The following is a 19912-nucleotide window of genomic DNA, read 5'->3' on the forward strand; positions in this document are numbered from 1 at the left end:
GTGCGGAATCAGAGTCTGGGAGGTTCGGCGGGCGGTCCGCTCTGCGCCTGGGTCACCAGGCGGGTGGGGGCCGGAGCCAGGGGCGGGGCCACGGTGAAGGTCACGGGGGCTTCCCCGGCCATTCCGGGCAAGGCGGCCGCAGCGGAAGCGCAGCCCGAGAACAGGCAGCAGCCTTTGTCGGCCTTCTTGTGGTGCTCTGGAACCGGAGCGTCGTCGTGACCCTGCTGGTGGCAGGGCACGGCCCCATCGGCGTGCATGGCATGAGCGCTGCCGTGCTCCATGTCCTCGGCCGCCTGGGCTCCGCCATTCCACGCCAAAAGCCCGACCGCCAGCAGCAATGCCGGCAGGCCAAGTCTCAACAGACGGGAAAGGACGGTGCTCATGGCTTCACTATGGGGGAATTCTTGATGAAAGGGCAAGGGGCTTGCGGCGGGCCTCGCTATCCTTCGGTATAGGACCTTGGATATTTGGGTGCGACAGATCCATGTTAAGGTGGAGTCCTTCGAACTGGTCCGGAAAAGGCGTCATGCCCGATAAGCAAGGACACGAACGGCGGCGCTATCCCCGTTTCCACGGATTGCAGCTGATGGCCAACATCGGTGGCAAGCTGGTGCAGGTGGCCGAGATTTCCGCCGGCGGCATGACGTTGGAGGCGGGTTTCAAGACCACCGCCGGCGCCCTTCGCTTCACCTTGTACCCCAGTGACAACGGCAAGCTGGACATCAATCACGGCATCGGCGGCCAGTGCCGCGTGGTCCGCGAGGACGCGACATTCGTGGCCCTGCGTTTTGATCCGGCCACCTACCGGCTGGTAAAGTTCATCGCCGAATGCTCCGAGGTGGGGCCTGAAAAGGATTCCTATCTCGGTTAAGAAGCATCTCAGCCGCAGCTTTGGATCGCCGTGTGAAGGCGGTATCGTGTGTCGACGCAACTCTTAGAGACCGGGCATGGATGTCTGTAACAAGGTGGAGGCCGGTGGTGGCGAGCGCCGCGGACGTGACCGCCGGCAGTCGGATATCGAGGCGGTGTTGCGGCGGACCGAGGCCAAGTTTTCCACGGTTTTCCGCGCCTGTCCCGACCTGATCGCCATCACGGCTCGGTCCTCGGGGCGTTTCATCGAGGTGAACGACGCCTTCGAACGCATCATGGGCTGGAGCAAGTCCGAGGTGATCGGACGCACTTCGGCCGATCTGGAGACCTGGGAAAGTCGGGACGAACGCGACCGCATGCTGGCCGCGCTGGGAGAGTCCTCCCGGCTCGAGAATTTCGAGGTGCGCTTTCGCCGCAAGTCGGGCGAAGTGTTCACCGCGCTGATCTCCCTCGAAGCCACCGATCTGAGCGGCGAGCCCAGCCTGATCTTCGTCGCCCGCGACATCAGCGAGCGCAAGGCCGAGGAGATGGTGCTGCGCCGCACGGCAGAGGAACTGGAGCGTTCCAACATGGAACTGGAGCGCTTCGCCTATGTTGCGGCCCACGACCTGCTGGAACCCTGCCGCACCATCTGTTCCTTCGCCCAGATGCTGGATCGAAAATATGCCGACATCCTCGACGACGAAGGCCGCGAGTATCTGGACTTCCTGGTGGGCGGAGCGCTTCGCATGCGCGAACTGATCCAGGGGGTGCTGGGCTACTCCCGTGCCGGCGTGGCGGCGGCGCAGATGGTCGAGGTGGATCTGGGCCGGGCGGCGGCCGAGGTGGTTTCCGACCTGGGCAGCGCCCTCCAGGCCCGGGGCGGCGGCGTCGAGGTCGGGCCCTTGCCCGTCGTGCGGGGCGACCCCGCCCAGCTGCGCCAGTTGCTGGGCAACCTGATCGGCAACGGAGTCAAGTTCCACGCCGAGGGTACCTCGCCCCGGGTCCGGGTGTTCTGCGGCAATCGCGACGGCGAATGGTGCGTCACCGTCGAGGACAACGGCATCGGCATCGCGCCGGAATATCAGGACGACATCTTCGGCATTTTCCGGCGGCTGCACGGCCCGGACCGCTATTCCGGCACCGGAATCGGTCTGGCGGTGGCGCGGCGCATCGTCGATGCCCATGGCGGCCGCATCTGGGTCGAATCCGAGCCGGGCTGGGGGGCCCGGTTCCGCTTTACCCTGCCGATGGTGTGAGGTGGCTTCGCGGGCTGCGAAAAGCCCAGCTTCGCGGCTGGGCGACCGCCCAGGCCCGTTCGGAGGCACTGCCTCCGAGCCACCAGCTTTTTAAAAAGCTGAAGGGTTCGGGAAGCGGGCTTCCCGATTGGGGGATCGGGGGCAAACGCCCCCGAAGGTGAGCCCCTGGTGGGCGCCTCAGCGCCGGCTGTGGCGCCAGCTGTCGGCCAGATAAAGCCCGATGGCCGCCCAGATGCAGCCGAAGGTGATCAGATGGGCCGGGCCGGGGCTCTCGCCATAAACCAGGACCGCCAGCAGGAAGTGCCCGGTGGGGGCCAGGTATTGGAAAAAACCCAGGGTGGCATAGCGCAGGCGGCTGGCGGCGGCGGCGAACCATAGCAGCGGCAGGGCGGTCACCGGCCCACTGGCCAGCAGGGCGGCGCCCAGCTCCGGCGATCCCCCCAACAGCGGCGCGCCCTCGGCGACCCGCCAGGACAGATAGGCCACGGCCAGGGGCAGCATCAGCCCCGTCTCCACCGCCAGGCCGGTCAGCGGCGCCACCGGCAGCTTCTTGCGCAGCAGGCCGTAGACCCCGAAGGTTCCGGCCAGGGTCAGCGCGGCCCAGGGCGCCGTGCCGGTGCCGATTGCCAGCTCGACGATGCCGGCCAGGGCCAGGCCGACCGCCACCCATTGCAGTGGCCGCAGCCGCTCGCCCAGCACCACCACGCCCAGCGCGACGTTGACCAGGGGATTGAGAAAGTAGCCCATGCTGGCTTCCAGCACGTTGCCTTCTCCCACCACGCGGATGAAGACCAGCCAGTTGACGCTGATGCAGGCGGTCGAGGCGGCCAGCACGGCCAGCCGGCGGCCCGAGGCCAGCAGCACCAGCACCTCGCCCCAGCGCCCCGTCCAGGTCAGCATGATCATGACGGTCAGCAGCGACCAGATCACCCGATAGGCCAGGACCTCGGTTGGCGGCACGCTGGCCAGCAGCTTCCAGAAGGCGGGAAACAGTCCCCAGGTGCCGTAGCACGCCAGGGCGAACAGCACGCCCCGGCGGTGCTCCGCGCTCACGGTTCACACCGGAGCGCAGAGGAAAACGGCGTCAATCCGCGACCAGGGCCTCGTCCGGGTCGTCGGCCCAGTCGATGTCCGGCTTCGGGGTGCGGGCGATCCATTTTTCCAGTTCCACTACGTGTTCCCGCTCTTCCTCGGCCATTTCGGCGGCCAGGGCCCGAACCTCGGCATCGTCGCTGCCGGCGGCTTCGTCGGCATAGAAGCGATGACCCCGCTTCTCGTTGTCCAGGGCGAAGTCCAGGGCGTGCCAGGCGGTCATCATGTAATGGGTGCCGCCGGGAGTGCCCACTTCGGGCGGCTCGGGCGTGTTCCAGCGGTATTGCCAGGATTTCAGTTTGGGCAGGTCGTGGCCGGCGGCCCGCGCCGCCACCGACGCCCCATGCAGGCGCGAGAACTTGGCCATCTGGCGGAACAGTTCGGCGACTTCGAGGTTGTGGTGGACTTCCATGGAGTCGGCCAATTCGTCGTAACGATCCGCCGCCTCGTTTTCCATGGCCAAAGCATGGGCCAGGAACAGGGCTACCTTGGTGGTCATGGGCAGTGTCCTCCTGCATGAACCGAGGCGACGGGTGGCGGCGGCGCCTCAACCGATACCGGCAGTATGCCCGAGGTTCGAACCCTCGGCTATGCCCCTTCCGAAGGTGAGGGCATGACCAAAAGGGGCAGGGGGGTCAGCGGGACTCGCGTCCCTTGAGGTAGAAGGCCACCGCCTGGGCGCGATTGCCGACGCCCAGCTTGTCGTAAAGGTTCTTCAGGTGGAACTTCACGGTGTTGAGTGAAATATCCAATTGCCCTGCCATCTGCTGGTTGGTCAGGCCGCCGGCCAGGGCGGCCAGCAACTCGCGCTCGCGCGGGGTCAGGCCGGCCAGCGGGTCGCTGGCCAGGGAGGACACGTCGATGAACGGAAACACCATGCGCCCGGCGGCCACGGCGATGATGGTGTCGAGCAATTGCTCGGGCGGTTCGCGCTTGGAGCAGAACCCGGCGGCGCCCAGCGTCATGGCCTGGCGCGGTACATCGGGGTTGGGGCTGCCGGTATAGACGATCAGGCGGGGGGCATCTACGCGGGTCCGCAGGGTCTGCAGAACCCCGCGCCCGTCCAGGTAGGGCATCTCCCACCCAATGATACCCACGTCGAAGGGGGTCTTTTCCACGGCTTCGATAAAGCGCTCGCCATCGCTGGTCACCGCGGCGACGGTGAAGCGGTCGTCGCCCGAGAACAGCTTAATCAGGCTGCTTTGCAGCAGCGGATTCTTTTCGGCGATGACAATGACGATCGGTCGGCTCTGCTGCACGGCCATTGATCCTGATCCTTCCCCCCAGAAGTCCCTAGGTCCAGCCCCTAGGTCGAGCCATGGACCCCACCCTTCTGAGGCCGTGATCTTACCGTTTGTGCAAAAAACCGCAAACCTTGATCGAGAGTTACCCACACTTTTCCTACACCACGGCGGGGGGCGGGGGCCATCCGGTCAGGTCTTTCCCGCACGGCCAAAATAAAGGCCGGCAGCCCTGGCGGGCGCCGGCCTCTTGGAAAATGCAGGTGCTCTAGGCCTGCTCGGCCCAGGCGCGGGCGTCGAACTTGCCGAGATCGCTGTCGGCGGCGGGGGCGACGGGCACGGCGGCCGGCATGGCGGCGGGCGTCTCGGCCGGCACGGCGGCCCTGGCTTCGATAACCTTGTGGGTCTCGACGGCCTTAGGGGCATGGGGCGCGGCAGGGGCGGCGATCACGGCGGCCGGAGCCTCCACCATGCTCTCCACCGGGGCGGCAACGGCGGGGCGCGACGCCTCGGCGCGAAGCGAGGCGGGGACGACGGAATTGCCCGGGCGGTAGACGAAGCCCTGGGTCTTGTAGACGCGGCTGCCGTATTCGCGGGTCGGCTGGTACCAGACGCGGACCTGGCTCCAGTCATTCTTGGGCGACACGTCCATCACGGGAACAGCCTTGGTCACCTGGCCGCGGCCGGCGGTGCGGTGGGGCGCCCAGTTGGCGTGATCGACGAGGAGCAGGCGGCTGTTGGTGGCGCCGCGCACCACCGCCACATGGCCGTGGGACATGGAACCCTGGCGCTTGAAGACCAGGACGGAACCGACCTTGGGAGTATTGCCGCGCTCATAGACGCCTTCGGCGGCTTCCCACCATTTCCAGGCGTCGCCCTTGAGATTGAGGCCGGTCACTTCGCGGGCATAGGCAACGCACTGAAGCGTGGCGTTGGCTTCGAACGGCAGGGCCAGCAGCATCGACGCCACAAGCAGGAAGATCGCATTGCGCACCGGTATCCCTCCCCTCCGGTCATTAGCGAAGCCGATTGTGTCTATGTGAAAAGCCGATGGCAACCTGTTTTGTAAAATTACATGCAAATTATCCGTACTATCCCTGAGTATTGCCGAAAGTTTGTGCCGAAGCGGGCAGGGCTTTCGGACTTCGCCTTGCCCGGCTATGATCCGGGCGAATCCTGGAGGATGAGCGAGTGAAGCGCATACTGATCCCGGCCCTGATGGCCGGATTGGCTCTGGCCCAGACGGCCGGGGCGGCGGAACGCCGGACCCTGGTCATCGCCGGGGGTGAGGTCACCGGCTATTACTTTCCAGTGGCCGGCGCGCTGTGTCGCGTGATCAACAAGGACCATCCCCTGGGGCTGGGCTGTGCCGTGATGCCCAGTTCCGGTTCGGCGGCGAACCTCACCGCCCTGAAGGCCGGCGATGCCGATCTGGCCCTGGTGCAGTCGCGTGCCGCCCAGATGGCCGCCATCGGGGCCGAGGGGTTCAAGGAATCCGGCCCCATGAGCGAGTTGCGGGCGCTGATGGCGCTGCATGGCGAAGTGGCGGTGGTGGTGGCCCGTCCGGGATCGGGCATCGAGACCCTGGGCGACCTCAAGGGCAAGCGGGTCAATCTCGGCAAGCCCGGCTCGTTCCAGCGCTCCATGGCGGAGATGGTGATCGATGCCTCGGGCCTGTCCCAGGGCGACCTGTCGGTCCTGGTGGAACTGGACCTGACCGAGCAGGCGGCGGAATTGTGCCAGGGCAATATCGACGCCGCCGTCTTCACCGGCATTCATCCCATGCCCGAGGTGCAGATGGCGGTGGAGGAATGTGGCGCCTCGCTGGTGCAGATCCGCTCGAAATCCATGGATTCCTTCTTCAAGAAGGTGCCCTGGGCGGCGCGCTTCGCCGTCAAGAGCGGCACCTATGACGGCCAGAAGGAGGATGTGGCCGCCATCGGGTTGAAGACGCTGCTGGTGGCCACCAAGCTGTCCACCGAGGAGGTGACGGCCGTCGCCAAGACCCTTTGGGCGAATTTCGGTGCGTTGACCCGGCTTCATCCCGCCTTGAAAGGCCTTTCCAAGGCCGACTCCAAGAGCGACGGCATCCCCATCCGCCTGCATGAAGGGGCCGAGGCCGCCGCGGTGGAGCGTTAGGGCGTGACGCTGGCCCCCGGCACCCTGGCGGCCTGCATCTCCAGCCGGAGCGAGTTGCTGCGCATCAGGGCGGCGGGTGAGCGCCTGCAGACCCTGACCCGGGACCTGGGGGGCGATCCCACCTCCCTGCTGACCCGGGGCGGCGGGGTGGAAGCGTTCCGCCACTATCCCACCGGCGACGTCTACGACCTGTCGTCCCACGCCCAGTTCTATTATCACAGCCACCGGGACGGCGAGTTCGGCCACATCCACCTGTTCCAGCGTCCACGCGGCATGCCCCGGGGACTTGCCCCGGCGGCGGCCACGGGGGACGCCGATGCCCCGTGCCATCTGATCGCCGTGGGGTTCGGAGCCTGGGGCGATGCGGTAGAGCTGTTCACCACCAATCGCTGGGTGACGGGCGAGGCCTGGTATCGGGCCGAGGCGGTCAAGGCCATGGTGGCCGGACTGCGACTGGCGCCATCCGGCCCCTGGGCCGGGGTCGCCGGGTGGCTGGCGGCGCTGGTCGCCTTCTATGCCCCGCTGATCCGGGTGCTGGTCGACGAGCGCGACCAGACGGTGGAGGACTGGCGCCGCACCCATCCCGGCCGCGACGAACTGGACGACGAGCGCCTGGAGATCACCTCGTCCCGGGCCATCGACCCGGCCGCTGATCTGGCGGGTCTTTCCCCCTGAGGGCGTCGCAACGAGCGCTTTCCAAATAACAACGCCGCCGCCCCGTTGCCAGGGCGGCGGCGCCGAAACCCAAGATCCCGAAGTCTTACTTCAGGGTCTTCAGATAGGCGACCACGGCGGCCACGTCCTCGGGCTTCTTCAGGCCGGCGAAGGCCATCTTGTTGCCGGGAATGGTGGCCTTGGGGTCGGCCAGGTACTTGCCCAGGTTGGCATCGTCCCAGACCATGCCCGACTTCACGTGGTTGTCGGAATACTTGTAGCCCTCGGCGTGGCCGGCCTTGGCGCCGTAGACGCCGAACAGGCTGGGGCCGACGCCGTGCTTGCCGGCTTCGACCTTGTGACAGGCCTTGCACTGGTTGAAAGCGGCCGGGGCATCGGCGGCAGAGGCGGCGAACGGGGCAGCGAGGAGGGCGGCTCCGAGGACGAGGCCCAGCTTCTTGGTGTTGAGCATCAGAATCTCCAATTGCGCAGGTATGGATGAGTGGCGCGATGCGTCCCTTATCCCCTAGGATTGTGTCGAATTCAAGAGGCTGAGGGCAAGAATCGGTCCAGGGGCCCATGGTGCGATCGTATAAGTACTAAAAATGCATGATTTACCCATCGAGTCCGTCATCCCCGAAATCCGCGCCGGTTTGAGGCAGTCCCACGGTTTGGTGCTGCAGGCGCCGCCGGGGGCGGGCAAGACCACCCGCGTCCCCCTGGCCCTGCTGGACGAGCCCTGGCTGGCGGGACAGCGCATCCTGATGCTGGAGCCGCGGCGGCTGGCGGCACGGGCCGCCGCCACGCGCATGGCGTCGACCCTGGGCGAGCAGCCGGGCGAGACGGTGGGCTGGCGCATCCGCTTCGACTCCCGCGTCGGGCCGAAGACCCGCATCGAGGTGGTCACCGAGGGCATCCTCAACCGCATGATCCAGGACGACCCCTCCCTGGACGGGGTCGGTCTGGTGATCTTCGACGAGTTCCACGAGCGCTCGCTGTTCGCCGATCTCGGCCTGGCCCTGGTCCTGGAAAGCCGCCAGGGGTTGCGCGACGACCTCAAGCTGGTGGTGATGTCGGCGACCCTGGACGGCGAGCCCGTGGCCCGGCTGATGGGCGGCGCGCCGGTGGTGACCAGCCAGGGCCGCGCCCATCCCGTGGAGACCCGCTTCCTGGCCCGGCCCGAGCCCAGGGCTTTCGTGGACGGAGTGGCCGCCGCCGTGATCCGTGCCCTGGACGAGGAGGAGGGCGACATTCTGGTCTTCCTGCCCGGCAGCGGGGAAATCCGCCGGGTCGAGTCCCTGCTGGCTGACCATCCGGCGGCGCGGGGCGTGCTGATCGCCCCCCTTTACGGCGACCTGTCGCAAGACGCGCAGGACGGGGCCATCCGCCCGCGCCGCGATGGCGGACGCAAGGTGGTGCTGGCCACCGCCATCGCCGAAACCTCGCTGACCATCGAGGGGGTGCGGGTGGTGGTGGATGGCGGCCGCATGCGGCTGGCACGCTTTGACCCGGGCTCGGGCATGACCCGGCTGGTCACGTTGCCGGTGTCGCGTGCCGGGGCGGATCAGCGCCGGGGCCGGGCCGGGCGCTTGGGGCCGGGGGTGTGCTACCGCCTGTGGTCCGAGGCCGACGACCGCGCCCTGCTGCCCTTCACCGCCCCCGAGGTGACCGAGGCCGACCTCGCCCCCCTGGCGCTGGATCTGGCCCAGTGGGGGGTGACCGAGGCCCTGGACCTGTCCTGGCTCGACCCGCCGCCGGCCGCCCATCTGGCCCAGGCGCGCGAACTGCTGACCGAGTTGGGGGCGTTGGACGATGGCTTGCGCATCACCGCCCACGGCAAGGCCATGGCGCGGCTGGGCCTGCATCCCCGGCTCGCCCACATGGTGTTGAAGGGCCGGGACTTGAGGTTGGGCGGGCTGGCCTGCGATCTGGCGGCGCTGCTGGAGGAGCGCGACGTGCTGCGTCCCGGCCGCGATGCCCGGGATTCGGACATCCGCCTCCGGCTCGACGCCCTGCGGGGGCGGGAGCGGGGATTGCCGGTGGACAAGGGCGGCCTGGCCCGTGCCCGTCAGGCGGCGCGCGACGGCCGTCGCCGCCTGGGGCTGAAGGCGGGCGAGCAGGAGGGCGACGGCCGCGACGCCGGGCTGCTGCTGGCCTTCGCCTATCCCGACCGGCTGGCCCGGCGGCGTCCGGGGGGCGAGCCGCGCTATGCCATGACCGGCGGCGGCGGAGCGGTGTTCGCCTCGCACGAGCCTTTGGCCGCCGAGGAATGGCTGGCCCTGGCCGAGACCGACGGCGACCGGCGCGAGGCCCGCATCTTCCTGGCGGCGCCCCTGACCCTGGCGGAGATCGAGGAGCATTTCGGAGCCCAGATCCGATCCGAAACCCTCTGTCGCTGGGATGGGCGCGAAGAGGTGGTGCAGGCCCGCGCCCGCCGGGTGCTGTGGTCCCTGGTCATCGAGGACAAGCCGCTGAAATCCGCCGAGCCGGAGGCGCTTTGCGCCGCCATGGCCGAGGGCGTGCGCCAGATGGGGCCGGCCTGCCTGCCCTGGACGCCGGACCTGGAGCGGTTGTGCCGCCGCGTCGCCTTCGTGCGCGGGCTGGACCCCGAGGGCGGCTGGCCCGATCTGTCCGAGGCCGCCCTGCTGGCCGGGCTGGAGGACTGGCTGGTGCCCTATCTTTCCGGCATCACCCGGCGTGCCCACCTCGCCCGGCTCGATCTGGCGGCGGCGCTCTCGGGCCTGCTGTCCTGGGAGCAGAAGAAGCGCCTGGACGATCTGGCCCCCACCCATGTGGAGGTGCCGTCGGGGTCACGGGTGCCCATCGACTATTCCGGCGAGGTGCCGGTGCTGGCGGTGCGGCTGCAGGAGATGTTCGCCTGCGCCGAGACGCCGCGCATCGGTGGCGGCAAGGTGGCTCTTCTGCTTCATCTGCTGTCGCCCGCCCGGCGACCCATGCAGGTGACCCGGGATCTGGCCAGCTTCTGGGCCAATACCTACAAGCAGGTCAAGGCCGACCTCAAGGGCCAGTACCCCAAGCACTGGTGGCCCGACGACCCCATGCAGGCCGAGCCCACGGCACGGATCAAGCCGAGGAAATAGCCCCGTTACCATCGGTTACCAAAGGGAGGCCGTCTGGACATCTGCGGCTTACAGTGGGGGGCTATGGTCCGCGATCTCGATAACCTGGAGGATCGCAGCGTGAATATCCGTCGCTCCCTGTTGCGCGAAGCCGTGGAAGCCGCTCTGGTCCTGGCCGCCATTGGTGTCCTGGTGGCCTGCGCCGGCCCCGGCCGCCCCGACCCGGACGAGCGGCCCGGGCGGATGGCGGCTTCGATTCCGGCCCTGCTCTACAGTCCCAATGGCGAGCCGCTGACCGGCGGGCCGCTGGGCCTGCCATCGTGCAAGCTGGCCACCGAGGTCTGGTTCGAGCGGGCCGACACCAATCACGACGGGCGGCTGGACCGCGAGGAGTTCATGGCCGATGCCCGTGCCCAGTTCCTTCGGATGGATCTGGACGGGCAGGGCTATCTGACCTCGGACGTGCTGGAGCGCTACCGCGACCCTTACCGCCAGCGAGGCCGTACCGCCCAATCCTCTGGAATCGATCCGGTGATGTCGGCCGACCGGAACTTTCGCGGCAAGGTGACCCGCGAGGATTTTCTGGGGCAGGCCACCGAGACCTTCGCCCGGCTTGACGCTGATCACGACGGCGCGCTGGCCAAGGCCGAGTTGGAGCCGTTATGCGCCAACGCCCTGCAGCGCGTCCCCGATCATCAGCCGCCCTCCCAATCCGGGGCGCCCAATGGCGGCGGGGGAAAACGGCGGCATGGCGGCGGATGGGCCGGCTAGCGCTTCCTCGCCCGCAGTACCGTCACCAGCATGGTGACGATGAACAGGGCGATGGCCACGGCGTTGAGCATTCCACCCCACTGGCGCACGGCATGGATGTCGGCGAGATCGCCCGCCATCCTCAGCCCCAGCGAGGCGTGCAGCGCGGCCAGCGGCAGGTAGAACACCGGCTTGTAGGGCACCGCCACGCGCAGCACGGCGGGCAGGATGACCGGGGCGTGCCCGAACACCATGGCGAAGACAAAGCCGACGAACAGGGCGTGCAGCGCGGCGTCGTAGACGATTCCGGTCTCGCCCGGGGAAAGGCGGAGCATCAACAGCCCGGCGGCCAGGGCCCAGGCATAGCCGGACAGCAGGCACACCGCCACATAGCGGGTCAGGCCCGCCTGACGGATGGTGCGCCGGACCACGTCGTTGACCACCGACCACAGGGTCAGCAGGGCAAGGCCCGCGCCGAACACCGGCCAGGACCCCAACCCCATTCCCGCCAGCAGCACCAGCAGCGGCGGCAGCAGGGTGGGGGTGCGCCAGCGCCAGGGCGGCAGGAAGCGCGACAGCTCCAGGCGTTCCCCCGCGATGGTCAGCACCAGGAAGGCGGCCCACAGCGGCACCGAGCCGGCCGCGTCGCCGCCCAGGCTCCACAGCAGGTTCCCCGCCGCCCATGCCAGCCCCCCCAGGCCCAGCACGGTGGTGAAGATTTCGCGCTGGCGGAGGATCACCGCCAGACTCATGGCGACGAAGACCAGACTGCCGGCCAGCAGCAGGACCGCGCCGGCCCAGGGATGCCCGGCGATCAGGGCCACGCCGCCCAGCGCGGTGAACAGCGGCGAGCCATAGCCCCAGGCCTTGCCCAGGGCGACCGCCCGCTCCAGCCCGATCACCGTGCCGAAGAAGCCGCAGATCATCAGCGGCCCGTGGACCAGCGCCAGATCGGCGCCGCCCACCGGCCAGCCCAGGCGGCCTTCTCCGGCGATGATGCCGGCCGCCAGGGACAAGGCCCCGGCCATCAGCAGCGGCAGGCGGCGAGCCGTGACGCTGATCATCCCGGCCAGCCCATGATGGACTTGGCCGAGGCCGACATGCGCGACGGCTCCCAGAAGGGGGAGTCGAGCACGGCGACGCTGACGCCCACCGCGTCCTTGGCGGCGGCGCGCACCACCCGTTCGGATTCATCGCTGAGATAGGCGCTTTGCGGGCAGGCCGGCGTGGTCATGATCAGGTCCACATAGATGCCTTCCGGCGCGATGCGGATATCCTCCACCAGCCCCAGGTCGACGATGTTGACGCCCACATCGGGGTCGATGACCTGTCGCAGCGCCTCGCGGATATCGTCTTGGGTGAGCATGGACCAAAGCCTCCTCTTGCTCGGCCAAGACTACCCCTGTCGGCGTTTCCTGGGCATGATGGCGGTCAAGCGGGCAGGCGGACGTTGAAGACGCTGCCGCCGCCCTCGGCGGGTTCGACCCAGATCCGTCCGCCTGCCCGCTCGACGATCTTCTTGCAGATGGCCAGCCCGATGCCGGTGCCCTCGAACTTGTCGCGGGTGTGCAGGCGCTGGAAGATGCCAAAGATGCGCTCCGAGAATTGCGGGTCGATGCCCAGGCCGTTGTCGATGACCGAAACCACCCATCCCTCGTCGTCGCGTCGGGCGGCGATGCGGACGATGGGGGTCCGCTCGGGGTGGTGGTATTTGAGGGCGTTGCCGATCAGATTCTGGAACAGGCGCACCATGTCGTCGCGAACCAGCCCCAGCACCGGCATCTCCGCGGCGCGATCCACCTGGGCGCCGTGCTCGACGATGACGGTGCCCAGGTTGGCGATGGCCTCGTCGATGACGCTGCCGAGATTGACCTGTTGCACCGCCTGCGAATGATGGCCGATGCGCGAGAAATCCAGTAGGTCGATGATCAGCCGGTCCATGCGCTTGGCGCCTTCGCGGGCATAGGTGATATAGTCCCGGGCGTCGTCGTCCAGGGTGGGGCCATAGCGGCGCTCCAGCAGGGAGACGAAGCTGGCCACCTGCCGCAGCGGCTCGCGCAGGTCGTGGCTGGCCACATAGGCGAACTGTTCCAGGTCGGCATTGGAGCGCGACAGTTCGGTGGCCTGCGCCTTCAGGGCCTGTTCCGAGGCCAGCCGGTCGCTGATGTCGCGGAACATCAGCACGGCGCCCTTGACGCCGCCATCCTCCACCAGGCCGGTGGCGATCATCTCTACCGGGAACTGGGTGCCGTTCAGCCGCCAGAACGTCTCGCCCTGCACTTCGCGGGTCTGGCCGTCGGCCAGGGTATGGGCGATGGGGCATTCGCTGCCGGGATAGGCGGCGCCGTCCGGGCGGCTGTGATGGTTGGCCGCATGCAGGTTTCGGCCGATGGGGTCCTCATGCAGCCAGCCCAGCATGGAGCGCGCCGCCGGATTCATGAAGGTGACCCGGCCCTGGATATCGATGCCGCAAATCCCTTCGCCGGCGGCGGCCAGGATCAGCTCGGCCTCGCGCTTGGCGCGTTCGGTGGCCTTCTGGGCCTTCTCCTCGGCCTTCATGGCCCGGATCAGGATCAGGGCCAGCAGGCCGATGGCCAGGGTGACCAGTCCGGCGATGGCCACCAGGGTGGCTGTCTCGCGGCGCCAGGGAGCCAGCAGGTCGTCGATTCCGGCGGTGACGATGACGATCAGGGGATAGTCGCGCAGCCTCTGATACGACACCAGCCGCTCCTTGCCGTCGATGAACTGGCTGGAGGAGCGGAAGACCCCCTTGAGCGACAGGGCGTAGTTGTCGCGGAACGACGGCGTGTCGGCGATGTTGAGCCCGGCCACGTGGTCCTCGGACGGGACCCGGAACAAGAAGGTGCCATCGGCCCGAAGCACGGCGATGGAGCCGTGCGGCTTGATGCGTTCGGCCTCGAAGGTCTTGACGATGCGGTCCAGTTCGATGGCGCCGAACAGCACGGCGATGTCGCCGCCGTTCCGGTCGGCCGGGATGGAGACCGGGATGCCCCACTTGCCCGTCACCCGGCTGACCACCGGATTGCCGATGTAGAAGCCGCGGGTCTCCATACGCGCCTGGGCTTTGAAATAGTCGCGGTCGGACACGTCGGCGAGCGGCTTGGGGCCGCGCCAGGGGATGTAGTGCAGGCCGCCCGTGCTTGTGACCATGCGGATGTCAAGCATGCCGTCGGACATCTGGCGCAGGCGGTCGACCAGGGTGATGAAGGCGGGATTGCCGCCCGGGCTCTGTTGCGGATGATCGGCCAGCCAGTGATTGCTGACCACCAGCGACGTCTCGGCATGGCGGAACAGGCGCAGGGTCTGTTCCTCGGCCGCCGAGGTCAATTGCTCCAGGATGACGGTGCTCGACGCCATGATGCCCTTGCGCTGGGACCATGACCAATAGGTGACGAAGCCCCACAGCACCAGGAGCATGGCTCCCAGCAGCGCCACCATGATGCGGCGGTTGGAGGGGCGGAACTCCACCGGCCGGGCCTACAGGGTTTCCTGGAAGCGGACCGGCTCGCCCGAGGCCTGGCCTAGCAACTGGCCGTCGCGCATGACCGTGCGGCCGCGCACGATGGTGGCCACCGGCCAGCCGGTGACCTTCTGCCCGTCGAAGGGCGTCCAGCCGCAGCGGCTTTCGATCCAGTTGTTGGTGATGGTGCGCTCGGCCTTCATGTCGACGACGGTGAAGTCGGCGTCATAGCCCACGGCGATGCGGCCCTTGCCGGCAATATTATAGATGCGGGCCGGGCCTGCGCTGGTCAGGTCCACCAGGCGTTCCAGGCTGAGGCGGCCATGATTGACGTGGTCGAGCATCAGGGGCACCAGGGTCTGGACGCCGGTCATGCCCGACGGGCTTTGCGGATAGGGCTTGTCCTTCTCCTCGCGGGTGTGGGGCGCGTGGTCCGAGCCCAGCACGTCGACGACGCCGTCGGCGATGGCCTTCCACAGGGCGTCGCGATGGCGGGTGCCGCGGATGGGCGGGTTCATCTGGGCGTAGGTGCCCAGGCGCTCATAGCATTCCGGCGCGGCCAGGGTCAGGTGCTGCGGCGTGGTCTCCACCGTGGCCACGTCCTTGTGACCGGCCAGGAACTCCATTTCCTCGGCGGTGGTGACGTGCAGCACGTGGACGCGGCGCCCGGCCTTTTCCGCCAGGGCGACGAGGCGCCTGCTGGCCATCAGGGCGGTCTCCACGTCGCGCCACTGGTGATGGACGCGGGGATGGGCGCCGTCCTCGGCCACGTGCTTGCGCTCGATCAGGCGGCCCTCGTCCTCGCAATGGACGGCGATGCGGCGGAAGCCCTGGGCCAGCACCCGGCCCAGGGTCTCGTCGTCGGCCACCAGCAGGTTGCCGGTGGACGACCCCATGAACACCTTGATGCCGGCGCAGCCGGGGATGCGCTCCCACTCGGCCAGATGGTCGATGTTGTCCGAGGCGGCGCCGATGAAGAAGGCGTGATCCACCCAGGCGCGGCCCTGGGCGCGGTCCAGCTTGTCCCGGATGGCGTCGGCGGTGGTGGTGGACGGCTTGGTGTTGGGCATCTCGAAGATGGCGACCACGCCGCCCTGGGCGGCGGCGCGCGTGCCGCTTTCCAGGTCTTCCTTGTGCTCCAGGCCCGGCTCGCGGAAATGTACCTGGGTGTCGATGATTCCGGGCAGCACGGTCAGGCCGCGCAGGTCCACCTCATCGGCGGCCGAGGCGTCGAGCAGGCTGCCCAAGGCCCGGATGCGGCCGTCGCTGACCGCGATGTCGGCGCGTCCGGTGCCGTTGGGGGTCACCACCATGCCGTTGCGCAGGATCAGGTCGAAGGACTGGGCCATGGCGCTTCTCCACTTAAGTTACGCAGCGATTATATCCTATCCGCCAACTCGGAGAAGGCATCTCCGGCGGGAATCTTGCCCAGGACGTGTCTTTGATGCCAAAGGGCGTAGAACAGCAGCGTCCAACAGGCGAAGCCCGTGTCCTTGGCGCAAGTCCTGAACAGCGCCTCGACCGCGCCGGGATGGCAGATCTCGGCGATGCCGGGCTGTCGGGCCACCAATTGGCCGATTTGGGGTTTCGCCGCGATCCACTCGGCCACCGGCACGGTGAAGCCGCGCTTCTTGTCGAAGGGGCGGGCGGCGGGCAGTGCCGTCTCCAGCCAGCGGCGCAGGATCCACTTGCCCAGCCCCTTCCGGACCTTGAGATGGTCGGGCAGGCGGAAGGCGAAGGCGGCGACCACCGGATCGAGGAAGGGCACGCGCCCCTCGATGCCGTTGGCCATCAGGCAGCGGTCGGCCTTGGTCAGCAGGTCGTTGGGCAGCCAGTCGGTGCAGTCGACCGCCTGGGCCACCTGCAGCCGGGTGCGGCCGGGCAGGGCCTCGGCCCGCTCGGCCAGCTTCATGCCGTGGCGCCAGTGGCTGGTGATTCCGTCGCGCAGCACGTCGAGGCCGTCGAAGGTGCCCTTGCGGCGCATGGACTTGGTCAGCGGCCAGGGGCGCATGGCGTGGCGATAGCGGCCATAGCCGCCGAACAGTTCGTCGCCGCCTTCGCCCGACAGGATGACCTTGACCTCCTTCCTCGCCTCGCGGGCCAGCTTGAAGGTGGGCAGGCAGGCGTAGTCGGCGGCCGGATCGTCCATGGCGGCGGCGACCAAGGGCAGCAGCTCCCAGAAGTCGCTTTCCGTGAACTCCACCTCCACGTGGCGGGCGCCCACGGCGCGGGCCAGATCGCGGGCATGCTGGCGCTCGTCATGCACCCTGGTGCCGGGAAAGCCGGCGGTGAAGGCCAGCACGCCCTTGGGGTTGAGCCGGGCCATCAGGGCCAGCACCACCGACGAATCGATGCCGCCCGACAGGAACATGCCATAGGGCACGTCCGAGCGCTGGTGCAGTTCCACCGATTCGGTCAGCGTGTCGTCCAACTGGTCCAGCATCTGGTCCAGGCCGCCGTCCACCGGCCCGCCGGCGGGCAAGGCGGGCAGGCGGCGGCCTTCCGTGACGCAGCCTCCTTCGGCCACCACGGTCTCGCCCGCACCCAGGCGGCGAATGCCCTTGAAGATGGTCCGGGTGCCGGTGGTGAACTGCAATTGCAGCAATTCCGCCAGGGCGGCGGGGTCCAGCTCGGGCTTGACCAGCCCGGCGGCGATCAGGGCCTGGGGCTCGGAGGCGAAGGCCAGGCCGGGAGCGGTCTCCGTCAGGTAAAGCGGCTTGATGCCGAAGGGATCGCGGCCGAGAACCAGCTTCTGCGCCCCGCCGTCGTGGATGGCGAAGGCGTACATGCCGCGAAGCGAGCGGGCGAAGGCCGGGCCCTGGTGGCGGTACAGGTGCAGCGGCGGCTCGCAATCGGAGCCGGTGGCGAAGACCTGTCCCGCCATGTCCGATTTCAGTTCCAGGTAATTGTAGATCTCGCCATTGGCCACGATGGCGTTGCCCGCGCCGTCCAGGATCGGCTGCCTGCCGCCCTCCAGGTCGATGATGGACAGCCGGTTCTGCACCAGCCCCACATTGCCGCTCACATGGCGGCCGCGTCCGTCGGGGCCGCGATGGGCCAGGGCGTCGGCCAGCTTGTCCAGCACCTGCCCGTCGGGCGGGCCGTTGGCGGTCATGACGCCGGCGATGCCGCACATCAGCGTCGCTCCATCGATGTCATCCCGAGCGTCGGCGAGGGATCTCCGCCTGCTCCGCTGGTGCCGATTCTGACGCATGGGATCAGGACGAGATCCTTCCTCCCGATGGTCGTCAGGATGACAGGCGAGGTCATCGCTTCACCTTGTCGAAGAATTCGAGATAGCGCGCCACCACGGCGGCCTCCGTGAACTGGCGTTCATAGGCGGCGCGACCGGCCTCGGCCAGGGCGCGGGCGGTGTCGGGCTGGGCCAGCAGGCGGCGGATGGCCGCGGCCAGGGCGGTGCCGTCATCCACCGGCACCAGCACGCCGTCGGTTCCGTCGGTGATCAGCTGCCTTGGCCCCTGGGAGGCTGTTGCGATCACCGGCCGGGCGGCCGCCCAGGCCTCGATCACCACATTGCCCAGCGGCTCGTGGCGCGAAGGGCAGACGAACAGGTCGCCGGTGGCGTACAGCGCCGCCACGTCGTCGCGCCAGCCCAGGAATCGCACCCGGGGCTTGACCGACAGATGGGCGGCCAGGGCTTCCAGCTCGGCGCGCTCGGGGCCTTCGCCGGCAATCCACAGATAGCAATCGTGCACCTGTTCCACCGCGCGGAGCAGGACGTCGAAGGCCTTGTTGGCATGCAGGCGGCCCATGGCGACGATCAAAGGTGCGCCGGGCGGCGTGTCGAACGACGCCCGCGACAGCGGCTGGGTGCCCTTGGTGTCGGCGACGAAATTGGGAACGTAGTGAACCTGACCGGTCGGTCGACCTTTGGCGATGATCCAGTCGCGGATATCCGGGGTGTTGCCGATCAGGTGGTCGCACTGGCGGTAATACTTGAGGTCGTAATAGCCGCCGAGGCGTCCCACCGTGGTGTGGCGGCCCTTGGGCACGAAGCGCGACGCCCGGTTCATCCAGGTCAGCACGATATCGGGCTGGAAGTCCTTCACCTCGCGGCGAAAGCGCCAGTGGGTGACCAGATCCAGGGCGCCGCCGAATGGGGCTTCCACCACCTCGACCCCCTGGGCGCGCAGCAGGGCGGCGCGCTTGGGGTTGTCGCGGATCAGCACGCGCTGGGTCACGCCGGCCCGGGACAGGGCGGGGGCGAGGCGCTCGAAGAAGGCCTCGGCCCCGCCATGGGGGGCTCCGGCCATGGCCTGAAGCAGCCGCGTCATTTCAGCCAGCCTTCCAGGGTGGCGGCCACGCCGTCCCAGGTACGGCCCTTCCAGGCGGCACGGGCCTCGGCACTCATGGCTTGTTGCACTGACTGGTCGGTCAGCAGCAGGACGGCCAGATTGGCGAAGGCGTCGTCATCGGGGGCGACGTAGCCGGTGACGCCATCCCGGATGCGCTCGGGGGCGGCGCCCAGGGGGGCGGATTACCGCCGGACAGCCTGCCGCCTGGCTTTCCATCAGGGTGAAGCAGCCCATGTCGTCGGCATGGCCGGGATAGAGATGGACGCGGGCCTCGCGCAGGGCCTCGGCCATCAGGTAGTCGCCCTGGGGGCGGGTGACCACCACGCCGTGGGCGGCGGCGGCGGCGACCTTGGCGGCCAGGGGGCGCAGGGCCTCGTCCACCTCCTTGCCCTCGGCGGCGGAGGCCAGGGTCATGGAATGGATGTGCAGTTCGGCACTGGGCGCATTGGGGCGGATCCTGGCCACCCACAGATCCACCAGCCAGTCCAGGCCGTGGGCGGGATGGGTGGTGACCACGGCGCGCGGCGGGTCCTGGGGGCGGGGCTCGCCGCCCAGGAAATCGGGGCGTACCGCCATGGGCAGCAGCCCGGCGGCCAGCCCCTTGGTCTGGAAGTCCCGCGCCTGGGCCTCGGCCAGCAGCAGCAGCAGCGGCTTGTGGGTGTCGAGCATGGCCCGCGTCGCCGGGCGGTCCAGCAGGCGTCCCGGCCCCACATGCCAGAACACCCGCTTGCCCGCATGGCGGATGAATTCCAGAAGCTGGGGCTTGCGGAAGGCGATCAGCACGTCGGTGCGCAGCGGCTTCTTGCCCTCGAAGGTCTCCCACTGGGCGCTTTCGATATGCATGCCCCAGCGGCAGCGGTTGAACACCTGCACCGTATGGCCGAGACGGGCCAGGGCGCCGGGCAGCACGGCAAAGGCCTTCTCCGCCCCGCCCAGCGGGCGCGATGACGCGGAATAGCCGTCGAAGGGAATGGAATCGTCCACGAGGGTGATATGCATGGTTTGAATCTTATAAGACGCCCGGGGGGGCTTGTCATCCCAGCTGGTTTGA

Annotated in this window: 19 protein-coding genes; 6 read left to right on the forward strand and 13 right to left on the reverse strand. The window is 68.5% G+C overall.

The window, feature by feature from the left end:
• Positions 1–8: 8 nt before the first annotated feature.
• Positions 9–383: a hypothetical protein gene (locus AMB_RS06345; protein ID WP_043743591.1), complete on the reverse strand. Its 375-nt coding sequence runs from the start codon at positions 381–383 to the stop codon at positions 9–11.
• A 143-nt stretch (positions 384–526) separates the two neighbouring features.
• On the opposite strand from AMB_RS06345, the gene AMB_RS06350 reads away from it, so the two are divergent.
• Positions 527–871 carry a PilZ domain-containing protein gene (locus AMB_RS06350; protein ID WP_148207316.1) on the forward strand — a complete coding sequence of 115 codons (345 nt, stop codon included), beginning with the start codon at positions 527–529 and terminating at the stop codon, positions 869–871.
• 76 nt (positions 872–947) lie between these two features.
• Entirely contained in the window at positions 948–2108 is a 1161-nt protein-coding gene (locus tag AMB_RS06355; RefSeq protein ID WP_011383664.1) for a sensor histidine kinase, read from the forward strand.
• 177 nt (positions 2109–2285) lie between these two features.
• Here the strand turns inward: AMB_RS06355 and rarD are convergent, their stop codons facing one another.
• The 4 genes from rarD to AMB_RS06375 form a co-directional block, all read right to left on the reverse strand.
• Entirely contained in the window at positions 2286–3161 is an 876-nt protein-coding gene (gene rarD / locus AMB_RS06360; protein WP_043743593.1) for an EamA family transporter RarD, read from the reverse strand.
• A gap of 31 nt (positions 3162–3192) precedes the next feature.
• A complete protein-coding gene (locus AMB_RS06365; protein ID WP_011383666.1) occupies positions 3193–3699 on the reverse strand; it encodes a ferritin-like domain-containing protein in 507 nt (168 codons plus the stop codon).
• 136 nt (positions 3700–3835) lie between these two features.
• Complete coding sequence (locus AMB_RS06370) at positions 3836–4465, reverse strand: LuxR C-terminal-related transcriptional regulator (protein WP_011383667.1); 630 nt, start codon at positions 4463–4465, stop codon at positions 3836–3838.
• 244 nt (positions 4466–4709) lie between these two features.
• Positions 4710–5435 (reverse strand): CHAP domain-containing protein, encoded by a 726-nt coding sequence (locus tag AMB_RS06375; RefSeq protein ID WP_011383668.1) that lies wholly within the window; start codon positions 5433–5435, stop codon positions 4710–4712.
• Positions 5436–5632: 197 nt separating this feature from the next.
• On the opposite strand from AMB_RS06375, the gene AMB_RS06380 reads away from it, so the two are divergent.
• Both AMB_RS06380 and AMB_RS06385 read left to right on the forward strand, forming a co-directional pair.
• Positions 5633–6580: a TAXI family TRAP transporter solute-binding subunit gene (locus tag AMB_RS06380; RefSeq protein ID WP_011383669.1), complete on the forward strand. Its 948-nt coding sequence runs from the start codon at positions 5633–5635 to the stop codon at positions 6578–6580.
• Positions 6581–6583: 3 nt separating this feature from the next.
• The gene (locus AMB_RS06385) at positions 6584–7255 is read left to right on the forward strand and encodes a DUF6969 family protein (protein WP_011383670.1); all 672 of its coding nucleotides are present in this window, start codon (positions 6584–6586) and stop codon (positions 7253–7255) included.
• Positions 7256–7340: 85 nt separating this feature from the next.
• Here AMB_RS06385 and AMB_RS06390 read toward each other — a convergent pair whose 3' ends face one another.
• The gene (locus AMB_RS06390) at positions 7341–7706 is read right to left on the reverse strand and encodes a c-type cytochrome (protein WP_011383671.1); all 366 of its coding nucleotides are present in this window, start codon (positions 7704–7706) and stop codon (positions 7341–7343) included.
• Between the two features lie 133 nt (positions 7707–7839).
• Between AMB_RS06390 and hrpB the strand changes: the two genes are divergently transcribed.
• Both hrpB and AMB_RS06400 read left to right on the forward strand, forming a co-directional pair.
• Positions 7840–10335 carry an ATP-dependent helicase HrpB gene (hrpB, locus tag AMB_RS06395; RefSeq protein WP_043743596.1) on the forward strand — a complete coding sequence of 832 codons (2496 nt, stop codon included), beginning with the start codon at positions 7840–7842 and terminating at the stop codon, positions 10333–10335.
• A gap of 99 nt (positions 10336–10434) precedes the next feature.
• Complete coding sequence (locus AMB_RS06400) at positions 10435–11085, forward strand: EF-hand domain-containing protein (protein ID WP_158303936.1); 651 nt, start codon at positions 10435–10437, stop codon at positions 11083–11085.
• Here AMB_RS06400 and AMB_RS06405 read toward each other — a convergent pair.
• The 7 genes from AMB_RS06405 to AMB_RS06435 form a co-directional block, all read right to left on the reverse strand.
• Positions 11082–12128 carry a hypothetical protein gene (locus tag AMB_RS06405; RefSeq protein WP_011383674.1) on the reverse strand — a complete coding sequence of 349 codons (1047 nt, stop codon included), beginning with the start codon at positions 12126–12128 and terminating at the stop codon, positions 11082–11084. The genes AMB_RS06400 and AMB_RS06405 overlap by 4 nt on opposite strands.
• Positions 12125–12430 carry a metal-sulfur cluster assembly factor gene (locus AMB_RS06410; protein ID WP_011383675.1) on the reverse strand — a complete coding sequence of 102 codons (306 nt, stop codon included), beginning with the start codon at positions 12428–12430 and terminating at the stop codon, positions 12125–12127. The genes AMB_RS06405 and AMB_RS06410 overlap by 4 nt, the downstream gene beginning before the upstream one ends.
• Positions 12431–12495: 65 nt before the next feature.
• Positions 12496–14553, reverse strand: a complete 2058-nt coding sequence (locus AMB_RS06415) for an ATP-binding protein (RefSeq protein ID WP_011383676.1) — start codon at positions 14551–14553, stop codon at positions 12496–12498.
• Between the two features lie 9 nt (positions 14554–14562).
• Positions 14563–15894 carry a dihydroorotase gene (locus tag AMB_RS06420; protein WP_011383677.1) on the reverse strand — a complete coding sequence of 444 codons (1332 nt, stop codon included), beginning with the start codon at positions 15892–15894 and terminating at the stop codon, positions 14563–14565.
• 29 nt (positions 15895–15923) lie between these two features.
• A complete protein-coding gene (asnB, locus tag AMB_RS06425; protein WP_011383678.1) occupies positions 15924–17681 on the reverse strand; it encodes an asparagine synthase (glutamine-hydrolyzing) in 1758 nt (585 codons plus the stop codon).
• A 130-nt stretch (positions 17682–17811) separates the two neighbouring features.
• On the reverse strand, positions 17812–18840 hold the full coding sequence (locus AMB_RS06430) for a glycosyltransferase (protein ID WP_011383679.1): 1029 nt from the start codon (positions 18838–18840) through the stop codon (positions 17812–17814).
• Positions 18841–18975: 135 nt separating this feature from the next.
• Positions 18976–19860, reverse strand: a complete 885-nt coding sequence (locus tag AMB_RS06435; protein WP_231849003.1) for a glycosyltransferase family 1 protein — start codon at positions 19858–19860, stop codon at positions 18976–18978.
• Between the last annotated feature and the right edge of the window lie 52 nt (positions 19861–19912).

The organism is Paramagnetospirillum magneticum AMB-1 (genome assembly GCF_000009985.1).
Lineage (GTDB): Bacteria > Pseudomonadota > Alphaproteobacteria > Rhodospirillales > Magnetospirillaceae > Phaeospirillum > Phaeospirillum magneticum.